This is a genomic window from Sulfitobacter marinus, assembly GCF_900116285.1.
Classification (GTDB): domain Bacteria; phylum Pseudomonadota; class Alphaproteobacteria; order Rhodobacterales; family Rhodobacteraceae; genus Sulfitobacter; species Sulfitobacter marinus.
Map to the genome: position 1 here is coordinate 207,530 of NZ_FPAJ01000004.1, position 25,309 is coordinate 232,838.

The following is a 25,309-nucleotide window of genomic DNA, read 5'->3' on the forward strand; positions in this document are numbered from 1 at the left end:
AAGAATGTGAATACCCGTTAAGGGCAAGCGTCATGCCAGCCAAAACCAACGGGAATGTCATGTCACGCGCATCTTTCGCATTTAACCTTGTCCTGCTCTGTCTGGGTTTGTGCTTCTGTACAGCCCTGTCTTTGCGTTTTGGCGCGGCACCGGTGACTCTGGAGGCGCTGCTGAACGACACACTTGGCCTATTGGAAAGCCGCATGTTCCGCACGGTTTGCGCGATATGCGTCGGGGCGGCATTGGCAATTTCCGGCCTAATGCTTCAGGCGTTAACGGGCAATCCGCTGGCCGATCCCGGGATCACCGGAATCAATGCGGGTGCTGCACTGGCCGCCATCGTCTTGGCCTATTTCGCACCCTTCAGCAGCGGCATGGCAATCCTGTTGGCTGCAAGCCTTGGTGCAGGGTTTGCAGGATATTTGTTGTGGCATCTGGCAGGGGCTGACCCCGTGAGCGGGGCCGGGGGCATCGCCTTACGCTTGCCCCTTGCCGGTCTCGCTATTGAAACCTTGTGCCTTGCGCTTGCCACCGCCCTTATATTGACAGATGCAGAAATGCAGGCGCGATACTTGCGCTGGATTTCTGGGGCTATTCCAGTAGTTGCCCGAACTGAGATTGCCCCTTTGGCGGTGATCTCCGTTTTGCTTGTCGCCGGGTATTTTACCTGTGAACGGCTTGAGCTGCTCAGCCTTGGGGCAGAGCAAAGCGCTAGCCTTGGGCGAAATCCCAACCGCACTATAGCACTGGTGCTGGCCTGCGTTACCATGCTGAGTGGTGCCAGTGTCGCGATTGCCGGGCCCTTGGCGTTTTTGGGCCTGTTGGTGCCCTTTGTCGCACGTGGGTTGGCGGCAGGGTCTTTGCGGCGCGCCTATCTTTTTGCGCTGCCACTTGGCGCGTCTGCACTGGTGCTGGCCGATACGATTGGTCGCGTCATCGCCCGCCCCGGAGAAGTCCACGCCGGAATTATAGCATCCCTTTTAGGGGGACCCGCGCTGATCATGGTACTGCGGCGCGTCCTGCGACCCGCACGCTGGCACGCAGCATGAAGCCCGTGATTAAGCTGTCTTTGGCTCTTGGCTGTTTGGTGTTTCTTGCCCTATCGGGCGGGCGCGATTGGCTGGTACCCGCAGATGTCTGGCACGGGCTTTGGAGCACAGAGAACTTTGTTATCCATGTCCTTCGCCTGCCGCGCACCGCACTGGCTGTTGCCGCCGGGCTGGCCCTTGGGCTTGCTGGTGCCTTGATGCAGGGGTTGACCCGCAATCCATTAGCCACACCCGATGTGATCGGTCTGGTGCAAGGGGCCAGCCTTGGGCACATTATGGCGCTTGGGTTAGGTGCCTCTGTCTTTTTGGGGGAAACGGTCGGTGCCGCCTTTGCGCTATTTGCCGTCATCGCGCTGGCCCGTGAACAGGGCCCAATTGCGTTTGTTCTATATGGAATCGGTGTGGGCGCGACAGCGTCGGCTGCAACGACCGTGATATTACTGCGCGCGCCTGACGCCACCATCACCCAAATGATGCTGTGGCTGTCGGGGTCGCTTGCACGTGCAGATTTGGCGACCGCTGGCGCGCTTTTTGGCGGCGTTGTCTGTGCTGGGCTTATTGTGCTCTGGCGCGCGCGCGAGCTGCGCACACTTTGGCTGGGGGATGACGTGATGATAGGGCTTGGCGTGCACCTGCCTTTACTGCGCTTCACGGTGCTTGGGCTGGTCACATTGCTTACGGCCGGGGCAACTTTGGCCGTGGGGCCGATCGGTTTTCTAGCCTTTACCGCCGCACCCCTTGCCCGCGCGGTCTCGGGGGCTGAACCGCCCGCCCTGTTCCCCGCGGCCCTTATGGGGGCCTGCCTGCTAACAGCCGCCGATCTGGCCGCGCGTTTAATCGCGCCGCTTGTCACATTGCCAACCGGGCTGATCATGACCCTGATCGGCGCGCCCTATCTTATCTTTTTCTTATGGTCAGAGAAGCGAAAGACCGCGTAATGAAACAGCCCCTCTTTGACATCCAAGACTTGACCGTAAGCCTAGGGGCGCAAAGGATCTATTCCCAGTTCAGCGCGCGCCTGCCTGACGTGGGAATTACGGGCATCATCGGCCCCAACGGATGTGGAAAATCAACGCTTTTGCGCTGCCTTGGCGGTTTGGCCACGCCTGAAAATGGCAGCGTCCGACTGCGGGGGGTGAACATCGGGCAGCTGTCGCCTATTGCACGGGCGCGTCAAATTGCGTTTTTGCCGCAAGAGCCGCCAGTGCTTGCAGATATGACGGTGGAGGGAGTAGTCGCAAAAGGCCGCACCCCTTGGCGGAAAGCCTTTTTACCGTCATCGCGGGCGGATCGTGACGCGGTTAACCAAGCACTTGAGACCACCCAATTGATCGAGTTACGCCTTCGCCGACTGACAGCGCTTTCGGGCGGGCAGCGACAGCGGGCATGGATTGCCATGGCACTGGCCCAGCAGACCGAAGTGATTTTGCTCGATGAGCCGACATCCTACCTAGATCTACCGCACCAAATCCGGTTGATGCAGTTGCTCCGCCATCTTGTGGATCAACAGGGGCAGGCCCGCCGCGTCGTGGTGGTGCTTCATGACCTGACCATCGCTGCGCGTTTCTGCGACACACTTGTCGGCCTTTCTGATGGCAAGCTGGTCTGCGCTGGACCGCCTTCTGAGGTCTTGACCCCCAAAACGGTCATGCAGCTTTATGGTCTGCGCGCGCAAGTGCACCCCGACCCGGTTTTCGCGCGCCCGGTTGTTTACCCAGAAGAGTAATGGGGCGATGTTTTGCAGCCCTTCACGGTCATCCGCGTTTTGAGGTTTCTTCTAGGAAACGCACAATGTCAGGCGCATGAAGTTCTCCAGTGATTTGCGGACAGCCTAAAGCGGATCAGGCATGCTCGGCCAAGCGATATTCACTCGGCCGGCGATATCTATATAAGCGGTCCCTATGACCGACCCGATGCAAATGCCCCATCAAGCCGCGCTTTGAAACGCTCGTGAAACCTTGTGTCGCCGATGATACGCAGATGGTTGGTGCCGATGACCGTATCCGCAGCAGTGGCGTGGCGCGACAGTTTACGCCAATCAACAAGGTTCAGCCCACGGCTTAGGCTGTCGCCAGCACTAAACGAGGCAACAGGTACGTCCAGAGGTCGCATTTTGTGACGTCGGAACACCAGCGCGTTGTCGATCAACACCCAAAATGTGTGTTCGCGGCTCGAGATATCGGGGCCATCAAAGGGCAGGGCTTCAGCTTCGTTGCCGATAAACCGCAAGAACTGGTCAAAGCATTCATCGTCCATCGTTCCAATCAGCCGGTCCCATTGCGCCCGCATTTTGGTTTTTTCGAGCCAAATCAAGAGATCCTGTTCTAGCTGTGCGCGTTCACCGGGTTCAAACTGTGGCGTAGCGTTCGGCGTGAAATCCGTGCCCAGATCACACACATCGACCATACCGATCAACTGCACATCCACTTCGCCCTGAAGCTGGCGGGCGGCTTCCCACGCCAGCAGGCCGCCCCAAGACCAGCCCAGAAATGCCACAGGCTGGCCCGCACTTTCGGCGCGGATATGGGCGACATATTCGGCCACAACGTCTTCCACCGACACATTCAGCTGCTTTTCTTCGTTCAGCGAATGGCACAAGAAACCCGTCACCGGCTGATCCGGCCCCAAATGATCGGTCAGGTGCAGATATTCACGCGTCGAAACCAACAATCCGGGGAAGCAATACAGGCGCGGCTTGGTGCCGCTCGCGCGCAATGCAATCGCACTGCGGCCGGTTTGCCCCCCTGCCGCGATCCGTTCGGCGATGCCACGCACCGTCGGCGCGTCAAACAAATCTGCGATGGTCAGGGCCGTGTCGGGCCAATGCTTGCGCATGGCGGCAAGCGCCTTGAGCGCGATCAGCGATTTCCCCCCCATGGCAAAGAAGTCATCCGTGACCCCCATCTGCGGGGCACCGATCAGATCACGCCAGATGTCCAGTATCGTGCTTTCAGCCTTGGTTGTGGGGGCGACGCCCGCGCCGCCCTGCCGCTTTACAGGGGCCATTGGCATTGCAGCACGGTCAAGTTTGGCATTGGGGTTGGTTGGCATTTTTTCCAGTACAATGACCCCATCCGGCAGCATGTGTTTGGGAAGCTTGGTGCCAAGTGCATTCAACAGCGCATCGCCCGCGTTCAGGTCAGGGCCGACCACATAGGCCAAAAGCCGTTTTTCAGCACCGTCCTCGCGCAGCAGCACCAAGGCCTCGCTCACGGTTGGATCGGTCAGAAGGGCGGCCTCAATCTCGCCCGGTTCAATCCGGTAACCGTTGATTTTGATTTGCAGATCAACCCGTCCGACGAATTCGATTGTTCCATCTTCGCGCCAGCGCCCCAGATCGCCCGTGCGGTACAGCCGCGCGCCCGAGGTGCCATCCAGCACAGGCCCAAAGGGATCAGGGATAAACCGATCCGCAGTTACATCCGGCTTGCCGACATAGCCACGTGCGACACCGGTCCCCCCCAGATAGATTTCCCCAACAACACCCTGCGGGCAGGGCATCATTTCAACATCCAGTACATAGGCTCGGCGATCACCGACGGCACGGCCAAGCGGCGCATACGTCCCTTCAAACCGCGTGCCTGCATCCACTTTCCAGACCATCGGCGTCATGATCGTTTCCGTCGGTCCATAGCCGTTGATCAGGGTTTTCGCCTTTAGCGCCCGCGACAACAGATCGAATGTCGATTGCGCCAGACCTTCTCCGCCAAAGGAATACAGCCGCATGGGCGGGGCGCTGTCGGTATCCTCGGCCCATTCGGCAAGCTGTTGCAGATAGGTCGTCGGGATAGACGCATTATTACACCCATGTTCGCGCATCGCTGTCAGCGTCTGTTCTGGCGTCCAAAGCGGGCCATCTGGTATCACCACAGAGCCGCCCATCATGAGCGGGACCATCCAGCGCTCATGCCCGCCATCTGACGAAAACGGCAAGAACGGCAGCTCGCGGCTTTCGGCGTTCATTTCGTACACACGGGCGGTGGTCTGGTTGTGATGGCTAAGCGGCCCGTGTTCAACGGCCACGCCTTTGGGTTTGCCCGTCGATCCCGATGTGTACATCACATAGGCCAGCTGTTCGGGATGTATGGTCACATCTGGCGCATCGACGCGCGGGGCATCGGTAAAGTCCTCAAGACACAGAATCCGCGCCTCTAGCCCCTTTGGCAAGCGATCTAGAAACCCGCGACGCGTTATCACCACACGCACGCCGGCATCCGTCAGAATATGGTGGTTGCGGCTGGTCGGGTGATCCGGCTCGACCGGGATATATGCGCCGCCCGCCTTCAGCGTCGCGAGAATGGCCATCAATGCGTCGGCACCCCGCTCGATCAGAATGGCGACCGACACGTCAGGGCCGACACCCATTTCCACCAACCGATGGGCAAGCGCATTCGCCTGCGCGTCTAGCCTGCCGTGGGTTATCTGATCCTGCCCACAGATCACGGCCACCTTGTCAGGCGTGAGCTGCGCATGTTCCGCGATGATTTCATGGGTCGGTCGCGGATCAACAGGCGTATCGTCAGGATAAGGCGCGGAAAGCGCGCCAAGCTCGGCGTCGCTCACCATCGGCAAGAGCGCGACCGGCTCGGTGGGTGTCTCTAGCCCGCCATGCAGCACACGTTCGAGATGGGTCAAAAACCGCGTAATTTGCGGCGCGGTAAACAAGCCAGCATCCGCGTCAACCGTCAGAACCAGCCCAGCATCGGTTTCCTCGACGACGATCACGATCTCTTCGGCCAGCGGCGGCATCGGGCGTGCCAGCCGCGTTACACCATCGGGCAAGGCGCGTGTAGGCAAAACATGCAAAGACACCGCACCAAGGGGATGCGGATCAGCGTCCGCACGGGCCAGCCGATCCTGCACTAGCGTTTCGCTGGGCAGTTGATGGGCGCGCCCTTCTCCGATGACTTGCTCGATCTTGCTACGCACCGCGTCAAAGCCGCGTTCGGAAATCACACTGATGCAGACTGGCAAAACCCCTGCTGTGCGTTGGGTGCTTTCCACGGTTTGACCGCAAGCAAACCGAAACGCGTTCATCCCGCTATACCGGCACAGCACAACAGCCATCGCTGCGGCAAGGGCGCTCTCGAACCCGCGTTGACCATCGGTTTCGGTACGCAACACCTGTGGCAAAATCCGGGTTTCACGCAACCGTTGCTGTCCTTCTTGTGCGTCAAACCGATGCGGCACACGCACAACGCCATAGCTGTCCATCAACGATTGCCATGTATTCAGACGTTGCGCGCGGGTTTTACGGTCGATCTGTGGCTGCTCGGCTTCGGCACCGCTTTGGCTCGGATAATCTGTATCGAGCGCGTGCCAAATTGCCCGTTCGATTGATGCATAGACCCCATCATCCCCCAAGACCGGGTGCAGTGTGAGCGCCAGAATATACCCACCATCGGCCGCCGACCAGAAATCGGCAAAGGCGCTGGTATCACCTAGCGACGGGCGATGCGCCTGCGCGGTGTTTTGCGCCATCGCCGCATCGCCAAAACCGCACAACGCCAGTTTTGTTACGTGGTCGGCATGCCGTATGGCCTCTCCGCCGGGTTGGGTTTCAAACCGCGCGGTAAATGCTGGATGCTCTGTCAGAACTCGTTCTACCGCATCGGTCAGATGTTCCTCGTCCCAGCGGCTTTCGAACTTCAGCATCAGAATTTCAGGGGTAAAGGGGGCCAGATCACCCACCTGTTCATGGGCAAAGATACGTTTTTCGTGGCTGTTCAGCGTGCGGGCGGGTGTGGCAAATTCAAGGTCTTTGCTCATGACATTGCCTCCTTCAGCGCATCGGGTCGCATATCAGTCCAGCGCGCTGCAATCGTTTCCAGGCAGGCCTCGCGGGTCCCGGGTTCGCCAACAACATCCCACCCATCAGGTGCGGGTCGCGTGGCGGGATAAACCGAATAGCGCCCCTCGTGATTGCGCAAAATGCGCCATTGAGCATGGGTCAGTGTAGAATGTGTCATGCGCCTGTCCTTTGAATACAGTTCATAGATCCTGTCACCCAGACGTATGAGCCGGTTCGAAATTCACCCGGCAGACAGATTATTTTGCATTTTTGAAAAATATTTCGCGGAAAGGTGAATTTCCGGCACGCTCTCCCGTCCTGTCATTGAAGCACGCATGTTGTGCAGCATTCAGGACCTCCTATGCCCGACGTTGATCTTTCGGATACAAAGCTGCCGCAGCTCATGCTGCGTTTGGGGCTGCCTGCGATGGTGGGCCTGTCCCTGAACGCGAGCCATCAGATCGTCGATGCCGCGTTCGTCGGTCAACTCGGCGCGTCCCCTCTTGCTGTGTTGGTGTTGCTGGCGTCGCTTGCCGGGTTTGCGGTTGCCTTGGGGATCGGGATCGGGATTGGTGCTGCCAGCAGTGTGGCGCGGGCATTGGGCGCAGGCGACGCTGAACGGGCGCGCCAGATTTCCGGCCTGTCATTTGCGACCGCTGCGGTGCTGGCAGCTCTGTTGTGGGTCGCACTTCAACTGGGCATGACGCCGGTGCTTAATCTGCTGTCGATGCCGCAGGAAACGCTGCCGATGGCGCGGGCGTATTACCCCATTCAAACGCTGACTGTCGCCTTTGGGATTATCCAGATCGTCTGTGATTTTACTGCCATCGGACGCGGACACGCCCGGATGAGCATGCGGACATTGGCGTTGTGCTTTGGTCTGAATATGGTGCTTGATCCATTGTACATCTTTGGTTTTGGCCTCGGGTTGGACGGTGCAGCTTGGGCAACGGTTACCGCGCAGCTGGTGACATTATCGGTCTGGGTCGTCTGGTTTCATGCCCCTGCGCGCCGCCCTTCTCTTGGGTCTATCCGGTTGCTTGCTCCGGTGCTGCGTGTGGGGATGCCCGAGGCTGCAAGTTTTGCGGTCACAACCTTTGGCTTTCTTGCTGTGCTGCGCCTTGCGGCGGTGCATGGTGGGCTAGAATCCGTTGCGGCACTTGGTGTGGCACTGCGGCTGATCCTTTTCGTGACGCTCCCACTTGAAGGGTTTGCAATCGGCGTTCAACCGATCCTGTCCTATGCCTATGGTGCCGGAGATGGCGGGCGCGTGGCGCGCGCGCAATCCCTGTTGCTTAGGTTCGCGCCATTCATTTGCCTAGTATGCGCGGCTTTGCTTTGGCTTGGTGCCCATCCTCTTGCCACCGTGATGAGCGACGCCCCCTCTGTCGTCACAGAAACCACAATGCATTTGCGTTGGCTGGCGCTGTCTATCCCGGCTTTTGCGATCCGGCTTATCGGGCAAATCAGCCTTCAAGCCGCAATCCGGCCCCGCCTTGCCATGCTCTTGGGATTGGCCCCGATGGGCTGGCTGCTTTGGCCAGCACTGGCACTGCTGATTCCCATATACGGGGCGTCTGCCTTGCCTATGGCGATCACCCTTTCGGCGTATCTGTCTGCCTGCGTCGCCATCGTCTTGCTGAAAATCACCAGCGCTTCACCACATCCAATCGGAGTATCCGCATGACCCATCATACCTACGTGCCAGACCTCATCACCCCGGCCCGTGACACGCCGCTTGCTGCCAGTGCTCCGCCAATTTTCCAGGCGTCGTCGTTCTTGTTCGAAAGCTACGCCCAGATTGAGGCTGTGTTCTCAGGGCGGTCTGATCAACTGGTGTACTCACGCGGCGACAACCCGACGGTCAGCGAACTTGAAGCACTTATTGCACGGCTTGAGGGCACCGAAGCTGCGCGCGGGTTTTCCTCGGGAATGGCGGCGATATGCGGGGCGGTGTTGCCTTTTGTAAAACCCGGTGACCGGATTGTCGCCATCGAACATGTGTATTCTGACGCTTACCGGCTGTTTGAAACGGTGTTGCGCCGGTTCGGCGTTGAAACGGTGTATGTCGACGGCACCGACACAGACTCGGTGATTGCAGCTCTTCCGGACGCGCGGATGGTGTACCTTGAAAGCCCGACAAGCTGGACCTTCCGGCTCCAGGATCTTGGCGCGATCGCCACGGCGGCACAGCATCACGGCGTAATCTCAGTGATCGACAACAGCTGGGCGACACCGATCTTTCAGAATCCCGCAGCGCTTGGCATTGACCTCATCGTGCACGCCGCATCGAAATATCTGTCGGGTCACAGCGACACTTTGGGCGGGCTGGTCACAGGGCCGTCGGCGATGATCAAACAGATCGACCATGAGGCCACACATCTGTTTGGGGGGCGCATGTCGCCGATGGATGCTTTTTTGGTGCTGCGTGGTATGCGGACGCTCGAATTGCGCATGCGTGCGCATATGCAAACCGGCATGACTTTGGCAAAAGTCTTGAACGCAAATCCCATGGTCACAAAAGTACATCACCCCGGCTTGCTGGCCGAGCATCCCGCCGGGCTGCGCGGATTTGGTGGGCTGTTCGCCTTTGATCTCGCAGGAGGCGTAAACGTCGAACAGTTCTGTGATGCGCTGCAGGTGATCCGCCTTGGCGTCAGTTGGGGCGGACCGGAAAGCCTGATCGTGCCAGGGCAAGCCGCCTGCGGTTTGGCTGGTGCGGCCAACTCATTTCAGCGCTTTAATGTCAGCCCACGTACCATCCGGCTGGCGGCGGGCCTAGAACCGGCAGATGTGCTTTTGGCCGATCTGACCCAAGCCATCGATCAAGCACAGGCAATCGCAGCATGAGTGGCGCAGCTGTCGATCAAGGGCAATGGACAGTTGGCGGCATTCGCTGGTTTGATCTGCGCGACAGTGCCACAGGGGCCGTGCGGCGGGTGTTTTTATGGCCCCCGCCCGCACCGGAGCCTGAGGCAGGCTGGCCCGCACTTTGGTTGATGGATGGGAACGCCGTGATTGGTACAGCCGTTGACGCCATGCGGGCGCAAGGTTTTTGGCCCAGTGGCACAAACCTTGGTTGGGGCGCGCTGATCGCCGTGGGCTATCCAACTGATGACGCATACGACAGCTTTCGCCGCAGTTGGGATCTTGGTCCACCACCCGGGCGCAGTTATCCGCCGTTCTATGAGGGCGGGCTGGAGGTCAAAACTGGCGGAGGCAGCGAAATGGCGCGTTTCCTGCTCGAGGATGTCCGCGAGTTCCTAACGGATCACATTCATCTTGATCCGAAAAACCAGTCGTTGTTTGGCCATTCCTTTGGCGGGCTGTTCGCCCTTTGGATGCTGTTCAACCACGCTGGTGCATTTCGCAATATTATTGCGGCCAGCCCTGCGATCACCTGGGAAGACAGTGCATTGCTGAACCATCTAGAGGCTTTCGTGGCACCCGAAACCGCGCCGCGTGTACACCTCTCCGCTGGGGAGTGGGAGGGGTTTGATCTTGCCCCGTTTCAAAGAGGCGGGGACGAGGTCAAAGCGCGCCTTACCGAAAAAGCCAGCACACGTACCATTGCAGCCGCGCAGGAAATGGCCAGCGCGTTATCCGCGCGCGGGCTGGATGTGGCCTATGAGACCTACACCGATGAGACGCACATGTCGGTTTTGCCAGTTGCTGTGAACCGTGCGCTCAGTTGGGCCTTTGCGATTGATCGATCCCATTTCGATCTTTGGCCCACATCGGCGCAAACGCCCTCTATCACTCAGACATTCGAAAAGGACATTTGATGCCCCGCGATCTAACATCTTACCCGATCCGTGCGCGGCGCGATGGCAGCTCCGTACTTGTGGAAAACCACGCGTCGTTACAACTCTATGACCTTGGTGGTGGGCGGCTTGAGCTTTCTGCCCCCCAAGAAGAAGGTGCTATGGGCCTAGACGTCGCGCTTGCGGCATTTGAGGCACTAACCAACCACGGGGATGAATCCGCGATCCGTCTGACGGGCACGGATTGGACACCGCTTTTGCCGGATCTCTTGGCCAAAGGCATCGCCCTTCAGGCCGAGATTGGACCGGTGGTTTTACCCGCCTCCCTCTGGCAGGCCGCTGATCGTTGGTGCCCTCAGGACGCCGCGAATTATCCGACGCTTTGGCAACAGGGGCCGCATGGGCGCCACCCCATCCGCCCGCCCAAGCCAACGGGCCTGTTGTACCAGCGTCATATCCCTTGGCTGGATCAGGTACTTACCCTGCGCGCCTTGGATCACAGCGATCTTGAGACGTTTCACCGCTGGCAGAATGATCCGCGCGTCGCCGAGTTTTTCGAAGAAACCGGCACGATCGAGCACCACCGCGCCTATCTGGAAACGCTGATGACGGATCCGCATATGCTGCCGGTCATTGGCACGCTCGACGGGCGGGATTTTGCATATTTCGAGCTATACTGGGCGCGTGAAAACCGGATCGGTGCACAATATGACGCCGCACCGTGGGATCGGGGGTGGCATGTCCTGATTGGCGAGGAAAACGTGCGTGGGGCCGACTATGTCACCGCATGGCTGCCGTCGCTGATGCATTACATGTTTCTGGCCGAACCGCGTACGCAATCGCTGATGGGCGAACCCAAAGCGAGTCATGCGCAGCAGCTGAAAAACCTGTCGCGTGGCGGCTTTGCCCATATCCGTGAGTTCGACTTTTCCCACAAACGCGCAAGCCTTGTTCAACTCGAACGCCAGCATTTCTTTGAAGCCCGCCTTTGGGCCCGACCCGAAACCGGGCGCGGGGCCCCGCTTTGCTTTTCCCCCGCGCGCCTTCCCACCACAGGAGACTGGACATGACGACATCTGATCAAGAGATATACGATCTTATCGGTGTGGGCTTTGGCCCCTCGAACCTCTCGCTTGCTGTCGCATTGGACGAAGCACAAACGCCGATCCGTGCAAAATTCCTTGAGGCACAGCCGCATTTTGCGTGGCACCCCGGTATGATGATCCCCGGTGCGGATATGCAGATTTCGTTCCTCAAGGATCTGGTGGGCCAACGCAATCCGCAAAGCCCCTATACTTTTGTAAGCTATCTGCACCACAAGGGGCGGTTGAACCGGTTCATCAATCGCAAGACCTTCTTTCCCAGCCGAGTGGAATTCAACGATTACCTGTCGTGGGTGGCCGCCCAATTTCCGGTCTGTGACTATGACCGCAAGGTCGTCGGGATCGAAGCGGTGGACCATCATGGCGCGGTTGATGCGGTCGATGTCGTCACACGTGCAGCCAGCGGCGCAGAAACCCGATACCGGGCGCGAAATCTGGTGATCGCGCCGGGCGGGGTCGCCAAGTTCCCGGCGTTCTGCAATGATCATGCCGATGATCCCCGCGTCATACACGCCAAAGACTATATGACATCAGTCGTCTCCAGCCTGCGCCCCGGTGAACGGATTGCCATCATCGGCGCGGGTCAAAGCGCCGCTGAAATTTTCGCCGATCTGGCCGATCGTCCCGAGGCACCGCAGCTTGATCTGATCATGCGTGGCCGAACCATCAAACCATCCGATGACAGCCCGTTCGTAAACGAGATTTTTGACCCCAGCCAGACCGATGCATTCTATGCTTTGCCCGAAGGTGCCCGCCATGCCGCGCTGGATGAGCTGGCTGCAACCAACTATTCGGTTGTGGATGAAGACCTGATTTGCACGATTTACGAGATGGTCTACGAGCAATCAGTGGTCGCGGAAAAACGTCTTTCGATTCAGTCAGATACGCTGGTGACCCAGCTAGAGACTACAGGCGAAACACTGGCGTTAACGCTGTCTCACGCCGGGGAAATGCGGACAGAACGGTATGACAGGATCATCTGTGCAACCGGGTACACCCGCGCGCTTGACCAGCAGGTTTTGCATGGAATTGCGCAATACTGCCTCAAGACCGTACCGGGCCGCGACTATCGCCTGCCGATGGCGGACGGGTTTGCGCCGTCGGTCTATGTCCAAGGCTATAGCGAGCCGACCCACGGGCTAAGCGATACGCTGCTATCGGTGCTTGCGCAAAGGTCCGAAGAGATCGTCGCGACGCTTGCAGAAGCGCCCGTACAGGCCCGCGAAATAGCCGCGGAATAATCGTCTTAAATTTCAACTATTGCGGGAAATTCTTCTTATCGCGCGGCTGCCATATTGGCGGCCGCGCGGATTCCATGTTATCGAAAGCCCGCATCCACTCAGCACCTCGCCCGGTAGATTCGTGCCCAAGTCTACATCGGGATACGTCATGTCTGAGATCCGGAATTCTGCGCCTTTATCCGCAAGTTTGTCTCCGAATGCACCTGCTTGCATTGCCACGCGTCACAAACTGATCGACCATCTCATGCAAGAGCGGGAGCTTTTTTTATGCGATGCGGTCAGAATACTTGGGTCGCGGGACCGCGCCGAAGATGTGTTGCAAGACGCCGCTTTACGCTGTTTATCTAGCGGTGCCATCACCACCCAACCCACCAGTCCGCGCGGATTACTGCGCAGAATGGTGCGCAATCTGGCGTTGGATCATTGGCGCCGCAACGGCCACGAAACATCAATGGATGACACCACACCTGAACCCGTCGCCAGCGGCCCAACTGCGGAGCAGTCACTGGTTGCATATGAGACACTTAGCGCAATGGCCCGAGCAATTATGTCGCTTCCAGAAACCCAGAAGCACGCGTTTACAGAGCATCGGCTAAAAGCGCGTCGTCAAAATGAAATCGCATCTGAAATGGGATTATCACCAGCCCGCGTCCACGCGCTTATACACAGTGCGCACACCTATCTTGCCAATGAACTACGCGAAACCGCCTGAAGCGCTGTCCATGTGATGATCGCATCCTGCATCTGAATATAACGAACCGTAACCTTCGTGCCACGCGGTAGGCTCGGCGCGAGCGGGATAGCAGTGACAAAACTCATCTGCCCAGAGCTAGGGGCCGCCAAAAGCCGTAGCGCCTCAAACCCGAATACCCGGCCGACGCGCGGGAATGCAGCTTTAAAGAAGCTCTCTTTGCCCGAAAAAACCAAGGCACAGAAATGGCCCTTGTCATCGGCCTGTGCAAGAATGCTGCGCTCACTCGTACCCATTGCTTCACTGGATATGGATTGAACCGCCTCAGTATCCGCGTATCCCTCTATATCAACGCCCCAATCCCACTCGTTTCCCTTGGCCAACAAGCACACAGTCTTGCTACCCGAATGGCTCAGGCTGCCACGGTGTGTTTTTGGCCAGACAGGATCCCCAGCTGATCCAGATGTGATGGGTATTTCGGGCACCCCAAGACGCCGCTGTGCCGTTCTTATGATATGCGCGCGTTTGGCCGCACCGGTCTTTGCACGTGGAGTGGCCTCACCGAGATCATCCAAAACCAGCACTGCTGGTACCGGGGTGCCCTGCGGTTCAAAGAACTGTGGAACGTGATTTTCCATCGATTTCGTCCGTCCGTTTCAGTCCCATAGTCAGTCTCCTTTGTTGCAGTAAATGCTATCAAAGAAGCGGCATCAAACCGCAACAGGTCCATGTTGTCATTTAGTAGAAAGTGAGCAATCGCAGCACTTTATCATCGGGCCGGTATTCCAAAGCGGCCATAAGGCGAAATGGTTCTCCGTCTTCGCCCGGCACCTCAATGATGATGCTGAACTTGGTGCCATTGTATTATGCAAGATAGGACATATTGTAGATATGGTTGGATCGCAGTTTTCCACGGATTATTTCCCGAAACTCTTCCTTAGAAACATCGCTAAGCCCTGCATGATGGAGCGAACCTGCCTTCGCCGTCTTGATGTATTCAAGCTTTGCATCTTCAACGTGAACGTCAAGATCATCCAGCCTCTCAACGCTAGAATTTACTGAATTGATTGACATTTCCGTATCGACCTCAAAGCCATCGAAAACGGGACTTTCAATTTTATATGAGAGAAAGACGCCCTCAAGGTCCGACCTGATGCTTATGCACTCGTAGCCGTTTTCTTCAAACGGATACCCGCTCATGTTCACATTCTCAGTTTCATCGCGGTCGTCTTCGTGACCTTGAATTATCTTTCGGCCAAATTTGACGCCAAGGTTGGTAAGGCGCAATGACAGTAGTGCCTTGAAATGAGAGTGATGCGTTACATTCGCGCACCCGACATGACCTTCAAAACCGATCAATCCACCCGCCAATTTTTGAAAGGCTGTATCCGTAAGATTATTGATATAGACAATATAAAACTGCGTGCTGTGCTGGAAGGTTATCTGCTCTACTGGATACCCTGCATCGCGGAAGGCTTCAAACAGTATGTCTTGGTGTTCGTTCTCTCCAACGTAGTCGCCGTGGAGGATGCTATTTTTGCTGCGCGGGTTTAGGAGCGGGATCAAACGCTTGAAGACTTCATATCCATACCAGCTACTTTCAATCTTCATCGTGTCGAAGATCAACGCCAACTCAAGCTTTTCGCGGTCTGGAACGAGCGCGGCGCGAAGTTCATCGTAGTTTATGCCTTTGGTCTTCAGGACATCCACCACCTGCTTCCGCATAGCTTGTATCTCAAACAACATGCGGTCGGGCGGGATGTTGAAGTGGTCTCGAACGACTTCCAGCATTACGTGGCCGCGTGCGTTCAGTGTATGAATCGGAAGAACTTTGAATGCCATTTCGCCAATATCCTCCCCCTTAAAGCCTAAGAAGTCGCATGGGTAGGTCGTGGGTAGAATTGGCGAATTGTCAATTTATTTAACAAAATCAATAAGTAATGGCGGAGACGAAGGGATTCGAACCCTCGAGACCCTTCCGGGCCTACTCCCTTAGCAGGGGAGCGCCTTCGACCACTCGGCCACGTCTCCGTTGACCCGTTTAGCGATAGGTTCCCAAGGGGGCAAGGGCCAAAAGCGAACAAATTCAACGAGAGTTTTCCGATACCGTCCGTGCGGGCTTGGGCACTTCCAGGCGTGGTTCGCCATGATGAGATTACCGGGAAGCGGGCGGGGTATCTTTTGGGAACCAATGTTGGGTCCGGTTCGCAAATGCGACAAGCGATAGCATCACCGGCACTTCGACCAGAACACCCACAACAGTTGCAAGCGCCGCACCGGAGCCTAGCCCGAACAGGCTGATTGCCACCGCAACCGCCAGTTCAAAGAAATTCGAGGTGCCGATAAGCGCACAGGGGGCGGCAACATTAAAGGGAATACCCCACGCGCGCGCAGCACCGTAGGCGACAAAGAAGATGCCGTAGGATTGGATCAGCAGCGGAACGGCGATCAGCGCAATGACAAGCGGGCGGTCTAGAATGACCTCGCCCTGAAAGCCAAATAGCAGCACAACTGTGACCAGCAGACCGATGACAGAGAACGGCTGAACGCGGGATTTGAACGCATCCACTGCGGCGTCACCACCTTTGGCCACAAGGCGGCGGCGCGTCAGATACCCCGCCAGCAGCGGCAACATCACGTATAAGCCAACAGAGATCAGCAATGTATCCCAAGGGACAACGATATCCGTCACACCCAGCAGGAATGCCACAATTGGGGCGAAGGCAAACACCATAATCACATCGTTTACACTGACTTGGACCAAGGTGTAAGTTGCGTCACCACGCGTCAGGTTGGACCAAACAAACACCATCGCGGTGCAGGGGGCGGCTCCCAACAAGATCACCCCAGCCAGATAGGCTTGGGCATCATCGGCCGGGATCAGACCTGCAAAGACATGTTCAAAGAACAAAACCCCGAGGGCCGCCATGGTGAAGGGTTTGATCAACCAATTCACCACCAGTGTTACGACCAGCCCCTTAGGTCTGTCGCCGACCTGACGCAGGGCCCCGAAATCGACGCCAACCATCATCGGATAAACCATCGCCCAGATCAGAACGGCAACAGGCAGGTTGACCGATGCAACTTTTAGCGCGGCGAGGGCCGCAAAGACGCCGGGGAACAGATTGCCCAGGAGCAGCCCCGCCCCGATGGCAAGCGCCACCCATACCGAAAGCCAGCGTTCAAAGGTGCCAAGGCCAGCGGCGGCGGTAAATGATGTTTCGGTCATGTTGTGCTCTCGGGGATTACGGCGATTACGATATGTCTTGTCCTTGCGAATTCTAGCAAAGGCGCGATGAGGGGTCATCCGTCAAATTTGCAAAGCCGCTAGGCGTTCATCCCGATCACAATGATCCCGATTGTCATCATAACAGCAGCCCCCAAGCGGCGTTTCCAATTGCCCTCTTTGAGCAGGATAAAATCAATGAGCGTTGCAAAGATGACCGAGGTTTCGCGGAGGGCGGAAACTGCGCCAAGGGGTGCGTAATTCTTGGCATAAAGTACCAAACCATAGGCGATGATGGATACCATGCCACCTGCAATGCTCACAAATCCCGTCACCCACCAATCCGCCGCCGGGCTGCAAATTTCAAACCCGTTGCCCCGTCGCGATTGACCGATGCCGGATAGAGGAACCAAAACTGGAAACCGCCGGAGAAGAGCACAAGATCGCTTGCCACCGCTGGGAGGAGCCAGCGGATTAGACTGCTGGCCGGTGGATCAGTAAGCATCCGATCCACCGACGTTGACCCGCTTTAGGTCTTCTTTTTATCGTTGACGATATTCATCGACTTCGTAGCGCTTTTTCCCAGTTCAACGGATGCGAACGGCCCGCCTTGGCACATTTCGCCCGGGTCCGTCAGATCTGCTGGCGCTGCATCCGCTAGTATGGCCTCGGCAAACTGTTCCGCGTTGTCTTTGGGGCGGTACCCCAGAAACGATGCCTTGGCGTTATCGACCGGCGCACGGTCATTATTTGAAACGCCGTAGACAATACTAAACCCAACCGACGGCGTGTCGATGGCACGGGTTACAAGCTGGATCAGATCGTCATAGGATAGCCACGATCCCAAAGCGCGAGGATTGTTAACCTGTGCACAGCTGAGGATACGCAGGCAGACCGATTCAAGCCCACGCTTGTCCCAATACATGCTGCCAAGGTCTTCGCTAAAGCACTTGGCCAATCCGTAAAACGTATCAGGCTTATGCGGGGCATCAATGCCAATGAAGTCAGCCTTTTTATGCATGCCCACCGCGTGGATCGATGACGCATAAACAACCCGTTTCAATCCATGTTGATGGGCGGCCTCCCAGATATTGTAGGAGCCGACGAAATTCGGGCCGAGCAGTTCTTCGAAAGGACGTTCGTCAACGATTGCGCCGAAATGCAGCACCATATCGGCCCCCTCAAGCAGCGGTGCGATCTGGTCATACACAGCAATGTCGACTTGGGCGAAGCGTTCATTTGGATAGAGCGTACCAATATCATCGGTGATATCGGTGCTCACCAGCTCTTCGCACATGTTTGACAGCGGTTCGCGCAGATAGGACCCCAGACGCCCCGCAGCACCGGTCAAAACCAATTTCTTCAACATCTGTCGTATCCTTCTTTAAGTTAAATAATAGCCTGTTCGACCATCGAGCGTTTGTTCTCTATCCGCTGATAATCAAAGGGGGTCAAATCGAGGCTGCGATATTCGCCATAGGAAATCAGTTCGGCGATCCCGCGGCCGATTGCGGGGGCTTGTTGCAGGCCATGACCTGAAAAGCCATTCATGAATATGAAATTCTGGATGGCGCTATGACGCCCCAAAATCGCATTCTGATCGAGCGTGTTATAGGCGTAATGCCCGACCCATTCATTGATCACTTTGATCCGTTCAAACTGGGGAATGCGCGTGGCAATCGCTGGCCAAACTTTGTTCTCCCACAGGTTGTGATCAAAGGTGAAATCATCGAACGCGACTGCAGGGTCTTCGTCTGGTGGGCATCCGGCCATGTAATATTTGCCGTCGCTGCGCAGATGCACACCTGAGGGGTCAACCGTCAGGGGCAGGTCACCGTCCAACGGTTCGGCCGCGTCAAAGATGAACGTATAGCGTTTGCGCGGCTCTACCGGCAGGGAAACACCGGCCATCTGTGCCGTCGCTATTGCGCGCGGGCCCGATGCATTCACCACCGTGCCGCAGCCAATTGTGTCGCCGGATTTCAGCACCACAGCGTCAATCGTTTTGCCGTCCGGCGATTTGGTCATAGCGACGACCTCGTCACTTATGAAATCAACACCGCCATGCCTGGCCTTCCGCTTGAACCAGTCAAACATAGTGCCGCCGTCGAAATACCCTTCGTCGATCTGATTGTGATTGCCGGCCAGAATGTCATCCAGCTGGTAAAAGGGATAGGCGGCGGCGATTTCATCCCGGCTCAGATGCTGCGTGCCCGCACCAAGGGATGCCTGAATTTTTTGGTTCCGCAAAAGCGTCTGCGCGAATTCGGGTGTGTCTGCCAGATACATGTAGCCAAAGCTTTGCAGGGCGAGGTGCGGCACCTCTGGATCGTCGCCCATGAACTGGCGGAAGTTCTTAATGAACTTCACCCCGAACTGCGACACCTGAATGTTGATCGTTGAGCTGAATTGCTGCCTGATGCAGCTGTTTGTGTGACTGGTCGATGCGAATTCATAGGTTGGATCGCGCTCGACCACCAAAACAGTTCCGTCAAATCCGGGCATTTGGGTCAACCACCACGCCAGCGATGACCCGAACATGGCTCCGCCAACAATCACCACGTCATAGGACGCACGCAAACTGTTCATACATTTCAGCTTTCATCGGGCGCGTGGCGCGCGGTTTCACTTACACGGGGTTCGCTTAGCTAAATATGCACGCGATTTGGGCGGTAGACGCAATAGGGATTGCGTCAAGTTTTGCCGTTGCGCCGTCAATTCCACCACCCTTGCAATGAACGCTGCTTGTTCTCTTGGCGACTTTGCTGTCCGATCTTATGTCTCGGCCCCGCCGCCGTTGCGGGCCTAGCACCGAACACGGCGTCGGGTTTGTCCCTGCAAAGAACATAAAACTATTCGTTTTTTGTTTTGTGGTGGAAACGATTTGTCATCGAACCCGTGTGAATAAACAAACCGCAGCATGTTGGTCGCCGCGCGCCTTGCCCGTGCCGGACACGTCGAATGGCGCGGGAATGTTGCCGACGGTAACGAGTTTGGCTGCGTCATGGAACGATTTGCCACGTTGATCAGTTGATAACCTGTAAGCGCTTAGCGCATGGTAACGAGTATCTGCCGGGCCACCCTGACGTTCAGGACGCTCGGCAGCCCCTATACCCCCATTCACAGTTGATGACGGCATCTTACGGCTATGTGCCGCGTGGTTTTGCCCGCAGTGTTGGATCAGCCTGGGTCGGATCCTCGGGCCACGGATGGCGGGGATAGCGCGCGCGCATGTCCTTGCGGACATCTGCGTATGAACCGGCCCAGAAACCGGGCAAATCAGTTGTCACCTGAACGGGGCGCTGTGCGGGTGACAGCAATGTAATCTGCAGCGGTTGGCCCGCGATCATCGGGTGCTGCGTGACGCCAAACACTTCTTGCAGGCGCAACGATATTTGCGGTTGCGCGCCCTCATAATCGATTGCCAGTTTTCGGCCCAGTGGCGTGGTGAAATGCGCCGGTGCTGCCTTGGCTAGCTGTTGCTGTTCGTCCCACGACATTCGCGCCAATAGCGCCGGATGCAGATCGAACCCTTTCCAATCGGCGGTGCTGCGGACGTTACTCAGATGCGGCAGCAGCCAGTCGTCCAATGTCTCCATCAGATGCGCGTCCGAGAAGTCGGGGAAATCGCTGCCCATCAGCCGTGCGCGGGCAAGGAACAGTTTTGCGGCTTTGCCCGGCATCAACCCCAGTTGCCGGACACCGTCTAACATGGCCAATGCGATCTCGTCGGGGCCGGCATCCGACCACGCGCGGTCGTCCAGCACCAAAGCCCCGAACCGTTCCTGTTGCCGTGTCAAAACCCGCCCTTCGCGGCGCGACCATGTGCAGACATCATGCCAGCCGATTTGTTCGGGGAAGGTCGCACGCAAATCGGCGTCAGACAGGCGCACGGCCTGACGGATGCGGGCCTCGCGCGGATCGCCGTCCAGATCGGTCGCAACCAACAATCTCTCGTTGGCCATCGGGTCGCCATCAGGCATCACCGCGCCCTTGCCGCCAGACATGACAAAGCGCGGGCTGTCCCCTTTGCGGCGCATGGCAACACGGTCTGGATAGGCTAGCGCGGCAAGCACGCCCAATGTATCTGGCCCGTCGGTATTTTGCCCCTGCGCAAGGCGCTTGGCCTCTTGCCGGATATGAGCGAGGGCCGCGTGGTTTACCTCTCCCAATATGCGCTTTCCTGCGACCGCATCCATGCGCAGCGACAGGTCAACAGGCGCACCGCGCAGCGGGTCACGCTCTGCCAGAATTGCAGCCAATGTCGGCGCGCTGCGCCCGCCCTTGGCCACCATATGCGCCAATCTGGGATGCAAGGGCAGCTTGGCCAACGCGCGCCCGTGTTCGGTGATCCGGGCGTTTGTGTCCAATGCACCCAGCATTTGTAAAACGGATTGGGCTTCGGCCAAACGCCCCTCGTGCGGCGGGGTTACAAAGCTCAGGTCAGATGCCTGCGCCCCCCAAATGGCAAGCTCCAGCGCAAAGGATGACAGATCACCGACCTCGATCTCGGCGGGGGGGAAGGCGGCCAATGCCCCTTCCTCTCCCTTCGTCCACAGCTTGTAGGCGGTGCCCTCGCTGACGCGGCCCGCGCGACCGGCCCTTTGGGTGGCTTCAGCCCGCGTGACGCGATCGGTCACCAGCCGTGACATGCCCGACGCGGGGTCGAACCGCGCGCGCCGGGCCTTGCCGCCATCCACGACAATCTGGATTCCTTCGATGGTCAGCGAAGTTTCCGCGATCGAGGTCGCAAGCACGATCTTTCGCCCGGTTTTTGCCGGGGCGATGGCCGCGCGCTGCGCCTTGAAGTCCATCGCGCCAAACAGGGGGGCGATGGTACAATCTTTCGGGATACGGTCCCTTAAGGCGCTTTCGACACGGCGGATTTCGCCTTCACCGGGCAGGAATACCAGCGCCGAACCCGGTGAGGTATTCAAGGCGTGGACCACCAGATCGGCAGCAGCCTGTTCGAACCTTTGTGTGCCGATGGGCCGGTCCAACCAATGGGGCGTTACGGGAAAGCTGCGCCCTTCAGAGGTTACAATCGGTGCCGCCATCAACGTCGCGACGGGGGCTGCGTCCAGCGTGGCCGACATGGCAACCAGCAACAGGTCGTCGCGCAATGCGCTGGCCACCTCAAGACACAGCGCGAGCCCAAGATCGGCGTTCAGCGACCGTTCGTGGAACTCGTCGAAGATGACGGCACCGACTCCGGGCAAGTCCGGGTCTTGCTGCAGCATGCGGGTCAGAATACCTTCGGTCACGACCTCTATCCGCGTATGGGCGCTGATGGCCGACGCGCCGCGCACCCGAAAACCGACTGTCTGCCCGACCTCTTGGCCCAAGGTTTCTGACATCCGTTCAGCGGCGGCGCGCGCAGCAAGGCGGCGGGGTTCCAGCATGATGATCTTGCCCGCAGTCAGGCCCGCGTCCAACATGGCCAAGGGAACGCGCGTGGTTTTACCGGCCCCCGGTGGTGCTTGTAAAACGACACGACCTGACGCGCGCAGGGCATCAATCACCTGCGGCATCACATCATCAATAGGAAGGTCATAGGCCATGACGCAGCTTATGGGACAAATGGGGTGCGCCGCCAACCCTTGCGTTGGTCTGGACATTTGGCCCGCATCGCTTGAAAGATGCAGTCCAAGGCATGGGGGCAGCGCATGAACATTGATGAATTGGCCAAGGGCATCGTTGCAGGTGAACGCCGTGCATTGGCGCGGGGGATCACGCTGGTTGAATCCTCGCGCGAGGATCACCGCGCACAGGCTACAGCCCTTTTGGCCGCGCTACCCAAAGACCGGGAGGCCTTGCGGATCGGCCTGTCTGGCACGCCGGGGGTCGGCAAATCGACCTTTATCGAAAGCTTTGGCATGATGTTGATCCAGCGCGGGTTGCGGGTGGCGGTGTTGGCGATTGATCCGTCCTCGTCGCGTTCGGGCGGGTCCATTCTGGGTGACAAAACCCGTATGGATTTACTATCGCGCGAAAAGGCCGCGTTCATTCGTCCGTCGCCCAGCCAGACCCATTTGGGCGGCGTCGCCCGCCGCACCCGCGAGGCGGTCACCCTGTGCGAAGCTGCGGGATTTGACGTCGTGTTGATCGAAACCGTGGGGGTAGGACAGTCGGAAACCGTGGTGTCCGAAATGTCGGATCTGTTCTTGTTGCTATTGGCCCCCGCCGGTGGGGACGAATTACAAGGGGTCAAGCGCGGCATCATGGAAATGGCCGACATCATTGTGGTGAACAAGGCTGACGGTGATCTGAAACCTGCGGCCTCGCGGACATGTGCCGACTATGCTGGCGCGTTGCGGTTGTTACGCAAACGTCCGCAAGACCCAGACGGGTTTCCCAAGGCGATGATGGTGTCAGCGCTTGAGGAAAATGGTTTGTCCGAGGCTTGGGATGAAATGCAGACCTTGACCGATTGGCGCCGCGCCGAAGGGTTCTGGGATCGCACCCGGGCGGCCCAAGCGCGGTACTGGTTTGAACAATCCGTAAAGCAAGAGCTGTTGGCCCAGCTTGAAACGCCGACGGCTAAAGCCGAGCTAAAGACATTGGGCGACCGTGTGGCGCGAGGGCAAGAAGACCCGACAAAAGCAGCACAGGATTTTATAAAGCAGTTGGACCGCTAGGCGCGCGGCGGAATTTTTGAAAAATTCCGAAACGATTATTATGAAAAACGGCTGCTGGCGGTGAAATCAGGTTCAGCCAGCAGCTTTGGGATGGGCGTTGTTATAAACGTCCATCAAGCGTGCCGTATCTACTGCCGTATAGGCTTGCGTGGTAGAAAGCGACGCGTGACCGAGCAATTCCTGAATCGCCCGCAGATCGCCCCCGGCATCAAGCAGATGTGTCGCGAAACTGTGGCGCATTGCGTGTGGCGTCGCCGTCGCGGGCAGGCCCAATTGCATTCTGGCGTCCATCATGACCTGCGAAATCGACCGCGCTGCCAAGGGGCCGCCTCGTACCGCCTTGAACAAGGGCGCGTCGCGTTCCTGCGGAAAGGGACAAACGCGCAGATAGGCATCAACGGCGTCTTTGGCGGCAGGCAACACAGGAACGACGCGTTCCTTTCCGCCCTTGCCGATAATCCGCAAAACGTCCGCCAAAGGCGCATCTGCGCCCTTAAGGCCTAGCGCCTCTGATATGCGCAACCCGCATCCCCATAACAAGGTCAGCACAGCAACATCGCGGGTCGCAACCCAAGCATGGCGCGACTGTAACTCGACGCAGTCAATCATCGCTTTGGCGGCATCTACGGCCAAGGGGCGCGGCAGCTTTTTCGAGAACTTTGGCGACCGCGTGGATAAAACCGCGGTGGGTTCAAACCCCTCACGTTCAGCGAGCCACCGATAGAACGCTTTGACCGACGACAGTTTGCGCGCCAAAGACCGCGGCCCGACATCTGGTCCTCGTGTATGGGCCATCCAGCTGCGCATGTCGGATATGGTCAGCTTGGCCAGCGCGCCTAGCCCCTGACTGTCGCCTTTATGAACGGTCATGAATGCCAGAAAATCGACCACGTCACCTTGATAGGCCGTGATCGTATTCTCGGCGGCCCCTTTTAAGGCGCGTTGATGATCGAGCCATGTTTGCAGCGCATCCCGCGCGGCCGGGCTGATCAAAAGAGGATTGGTATCAGCGCTCAAGACAGCCAACGGCGCATGATGCGCTCGAATACACCGGTGAAAAAGCCCAGCAAGTCTGTTCCTTGTTGGGGGCCGAACATATGCGGGTCTTCTGATCCGAGGATCAGCAAGCCGGGCAGGCGGCCATTGCCAAAGTCCAGTTTCAGGCAGGCCTCTGATCTGATCCATTCAGCTTTATCGCCATAGACGCTTGCCGGGCTGTCCTGTACGCCGCGTAAAGTCACCTGTCGCACATTCCCCCCGCGACCGGATGTCAGGTAATCGTCAATAAACCCTGGATCAGCCACGCTGAGCACATCGCCAAGACGCTTTATGGTGGGGTCATTGTCGCTTTGGGCGGACTCAAGAACCAGCTTTACCACATCCACTCGCATAATCTGGGCCACATCACCGCCCAGATCGCGCAGGAAGGTTTCGAACTCGAGAGGGTCAAGCATCCGCAAAATAGCGCGGTGAATTTGGTTGGTACCGGCCAGGTTTTCATAAGCGGCGGCGATAACGCTGCGGTGGGTGTCTTCTAGCCGGTCCAACCGGGTTTCCAAACGGTCCATCGCGATGCCGCGCAGATCGACGATATTACCGCCCATCGCACGCTCATTAGCTGCGATCAGGGCCTGCATCACATCATTGTCGTCCAGGATGACATCAGGCTGCGAAATGATCGCTTCGCGAAGAGAATCTTCGATTTTGTGGTTGCTGCTCATGCTTGTCTCATTTTTATTTTTATACGCAATAACACGAGAACAGCCCGAAATCTGCAATTTTTTTCTGGGGATAGGGCAGTTTTTT

General features: G+C 57.8%; 21 protein-coding genes, 1 tRNA gene and 1 pseudogene. 11 read left to right on the top strand and 12 right to left on the bottom strand.

The genetic code is table 11. From position 1 onward, the window contains the following. Positions 1 to 32 precede the first annotated feature (32 nt). The 3 genes from BM347_RS12515 to BM347_RS12525 are packed head-to-tail and all read left to right on the top strand — an operon-like array spanning position 33 to position 2,775. Positions 33 to 1,049, top strand: a complete 1,017-nt coding sequence (locus BM347_RS12515; protein WP_175498562.1) for a FecCD family ABC transporter permease — start codon at positions 33 to 35, stop codon at positions 1,047 to 1,049. Next, positions 1,046 to 1,987, top strand: a complete 942-nt coding sequence (locus BM347_RS12520; RefSeq protein ID WP_093916814.1) for a FecCD family ABC transporter permease — start codon at positions 1,046 to 1,048, stop codon at positions 1,985 to 1,987. The genes BM347_RS12515 and BM347_RS12520 overlap by 4 nt, the downstream gene beginning before the upstream one ends. Beyond that, positions 1,987 to 2,775, top strand: coding sequence for an ABC transporter ATP-binding protein (locus BM347_RS12525; protein ID WP_175498563.1), 789 nt, complete (start codon positions 1,987 to 1,989; stop codon positions 2,773 to 2,775). The genes BM347_RS12520 and BM347_RS12525 overlap by 1 nt, the downstream gene beginning before the upstream one ends. Positions 2,776 to 2,948: 173 nt before the next feature. Here the strand turns inward: BM347_RS12525 and BM347_RS12530 are convergent, their stop codons facing one another. Then, complete coding sequence (locus tag BM347_RS12530; RefSeq protein ID WP_093916816.1) at positions 2,949 to 6,818, bottom strand: amino acid adenylation domain-containing protein; 3,870 nt, start codon at positions 6,816 to 6,818, stop codon at positions 2,949 to 2,951. Further along, positions 6,815 to 7,018 (bottom strand): MbtH family protein, encoded by a 204-nt coding sequence (locus BM347_RS12535; protein WP_093916817.1) that lies wholly within the window; start codon positions 7,016 to 7,018, stop codon positions 6,815 to 6,817. The genes BM347_RS12530 and BM347_RS12535 overlap by 4 nt, the downstream gene beginning before the upstream one ends. A gap of 183 nt (positions 7,019 to 7,201) precedes the next feature. On the opposite strand from BM347_RS12535, the gene BM347_RS12540 reads away from it, so the two are divergent. The 6 genes from BM347_RS12540 (at position 7,202) to BM347_RS12565 (ending at position 13,660) form a co-directional block, all read left to right on the top strand. After that, positions 7,202 to 8,527 carry an MATE family efflux transporter gene (locus BM347_RS12540; RefSeq protein ID WP_093916818.1) on the top strand — a complete coding sequence of 442 codons (1,326 nt, stop codon included), beginning with the start codon at positions 7,202 to 7,204 and terminating at the stop codon, positions 8,525 to 8,527. Next, positions 8,524 to 9,690, top strand: a complete 1,167-nt coding sequence (locus BM347_RS12545) for a PLP-dependent transferase (protein WP_093916819.1) — start codon at positions 8,524 to 8,526, stop codon at positions 9,688 to 9,690. Before BM347_RS12540 ends, BM347_RS12545 begins: the two co-directional genes overlap by 4 nt. After that, the gene (locus BM347_RS12550; RefSeq protein ID WP_093916820.1) at positions 9,687 to 10,625 is read left to right on the top strand and encodes an alpha/beta hydrolase; all 939 of its coding nucleotides are present in this window, start codon (positions 9,687 to 9,689) and stop codon (positions 10,623 to 10,625) included. The genes BM347_RS12545 and BM347_RS12550 overlap by 4 nt, the downstream gene beginning before the upstream one ends. Next, on the top strand, positions 10,625 to 11,674 hold the full coding sequence (locus BM347_RS12555; protein WP_093916821.1) for a GNAT family N-acetyltransferase: 1,050 nt from the start codon (positions 10,625 to 10,627) through the stop codon (positions 11,672 to 11,674). The genes BM347_RS12550 and BM347_RS12555 overlap by 1 nt, the downstream gene beginning before the upstream one ends. After that, positions 11,671 to 12,948, top strand: a complete 1,278-nt coding sequence (locus BM347_RS12560; protein WP_093916822.1) for a lysine N(6)-hydroxylase/L-ornithine N(5)-oxygenase family protein — start codon at positions 11,671 to 11,673, stop codon at positions 12,946 to 12,948. Before BM347_RS12555 ends, BM347_RS12560 begins: the two co-directional genes overlap by 4 nt. A gap of 148 nt (positions 12,949 to 13,096) precedes the next feature. Next, entirely contained in the window at positions 13,097 to 13,660 is a 564-nt protein-coding gene (locus tag BM347_RS12565; RefSeq protein WP_093916823.1) for an RNA polymerase sigma factor, read from the top strand. Here the strand turns inward: BM347_RS12565 and BM347_RS12570 are convergent. The 5 genes and pseudogenes from BM347_RS12570 to BM347_RS12590 form a co-directional block, all read right to left on the bottom strand. Beyond that, positions 13,627 to 14,277 (bottom strand): 4'-phosphopantetheinyl transferase family protein, encoded by a 651-nt coding sequence (locus BM347_RS12570; RefSeq protein WP_093916824.1) that lies wholly within the window; start codon positions 14,275 to 14,277, stop codon positions 13,627 to 13,629. The genes BM347_RS12565 and BM347_RS12570 overlap by 34 nt on opposite strands. A gap of 226 nt (positions 14,278 to 14,503) precedes the next feature. Beyond that, positions 14,504 to 15,481 carry a hypothetical protein gene (locus BM347_RS12575; RefSeq protein ID WP_093916825.1) on the bottom strand — a complete coding sequence of 326 codons (978 nt, stop codon included), beginning with the start codon at positions 15,479 to 15,481 and terminating at the stop codon, positions 14,504 to 14,506. 99 nt (positions 15,482 to 15,580) lie between these two features. After that, positions 15,581 to 15,670 (bottom strand) — tRNA-Ser (locus BM347_RS12580). Between the two features lie 124 nt (positions 15,671 to 15,794). Further along, positions 15,795 to 16,868 (bottom strand): ACR3 family arsenite efflux transporter, encoded by a 1,074-nt coding sequence (gene arsB, locus BM347_RS12585; RefSeq protein WP_093916826.1) that lies wholly within the window; start codon positions 16,866 to 16,868, stop codon positions 15,795 to 15,797. Positions 16,869 to 16,966: 98 nt separating this feature from the next. Then, a pseudogene (locus tag BM347_RS12590) lies at positions 16,967 to 17,203 on the bottom strand (hypothetical protein); the annotation flags it as partial. Between BM347_RS12590 and BM347_RS12595 the strand changes: the two are divergent. Beyond that, positions 17,191 to 17,343 (top strand): oligopeptide/dipeptide ABC transporter ATP-binding protein, encoded by a 153-nt coding sequence (locus tag BM347_RS12595; RefSeq protein WP_245764279.1) that lies wholly within the window; start codon positions 17,191 to 17,193, stop codon positions 17,341 to 17,343. The pseudogene BM347_RS12590 and the gene BM347_RS12595 sit on opposite strands and share 13 nt — an antisense overlap. A gap of 51 nt (positions 17,344 to 17,394) precedes the next feature. Here the strand turns inward: BM347_RS12595 and BM347_RS12600 are convergent, their stop codons facing one another. The 3 genes from BM347_RS12600 to hrpB form a co-directional block, all read right to left on the bottom strand. Continuing rightward, positions 17,395 to 18,234, bottom strand: a complete 840-nt coding sequence (locus BM347_RS12600) for an NAD-dependent epimerase/dehydratase family protein (RefSeq protein ID WP_093916827.1) — start codon at positions 18,232 to 18,234, stop codon at positions 17,395 to 17,397. A gap of 20 nt (positions 18,235 to 18,254) precedes the next feature. After that, complete coding sequence (locus BM347_RS12605) at positions 18,255 to 19,454, bottom strand: NAD(P)/FAD-dependent oxidoreductase (RefSeq protein ID WP_093916828.1); 1,200 nt, start codon at positions 19,452 to 19,454, stop codon at positions 18,255 to 18,257. A gap of 557 nt (positions 19,455 to 20,011) precedes the next feature. Further along, positions 20,012 to 22,426: an ATP-dependent helicase HrpB gene (hrpB, locus tag BM347_RS12610; protein WP_093916829.1), complete on the bottom strand. Its 2,415-nt coding sequence runs from the start codon at positions 22,424 to 22,426 to the stop codon at positions 20,012 to 20,014. A gap of 105 nt (positions 22,427 to 22,531) precedes the next feature. Between hrpB and meaB the strand changes: the two genes are divergently transcribed. Then, on the top strand, positions 22,532 to 23,503 hold the full coding sequence (meaB, locus tag BM347_RS12615; protein WP_093917068.1) for a methylmalonyl Co-A mutase-associated GTPase MeaB: 972 nt from the start codon (positions 22,532 to 22,534) through the stop codon (positions 23,501 to 23,503). Between the two features lie 72 nt (positions 23,504 to 23,575). Here meaB and BM347_RS12620 read toward each other — a convergent pair whose 3' ends face one another. Beyond that, on the bottom strand, positions 23,576 to 24,520 hold the full coding sequence (locus tag BM347_RS12620; protein WP_175498564.1) for a tyrosine recombinase XerC: 945 nt from the start codon (positions 24,518 to 24,520) through the stop codon (positions 23,576 to 23,578). Then, positions 24,517 to 25,224, bottom strand: a complete 708-nt coding sequence (locus tag BM347_RS12625; RefSeq protein ID WP_093916830.1) for a DUF484 family protein — start codon at positions 25,222 to 25,224, stop codon at positions 24,517 to 24,519. Before BM347_RS12625 ends, BM347_RS12620 begins: the two co-directional genes overlap by 4 nt. Between the last annotated feature and the right edge of the window lie 85 nt (positions 25,225 to 25,309).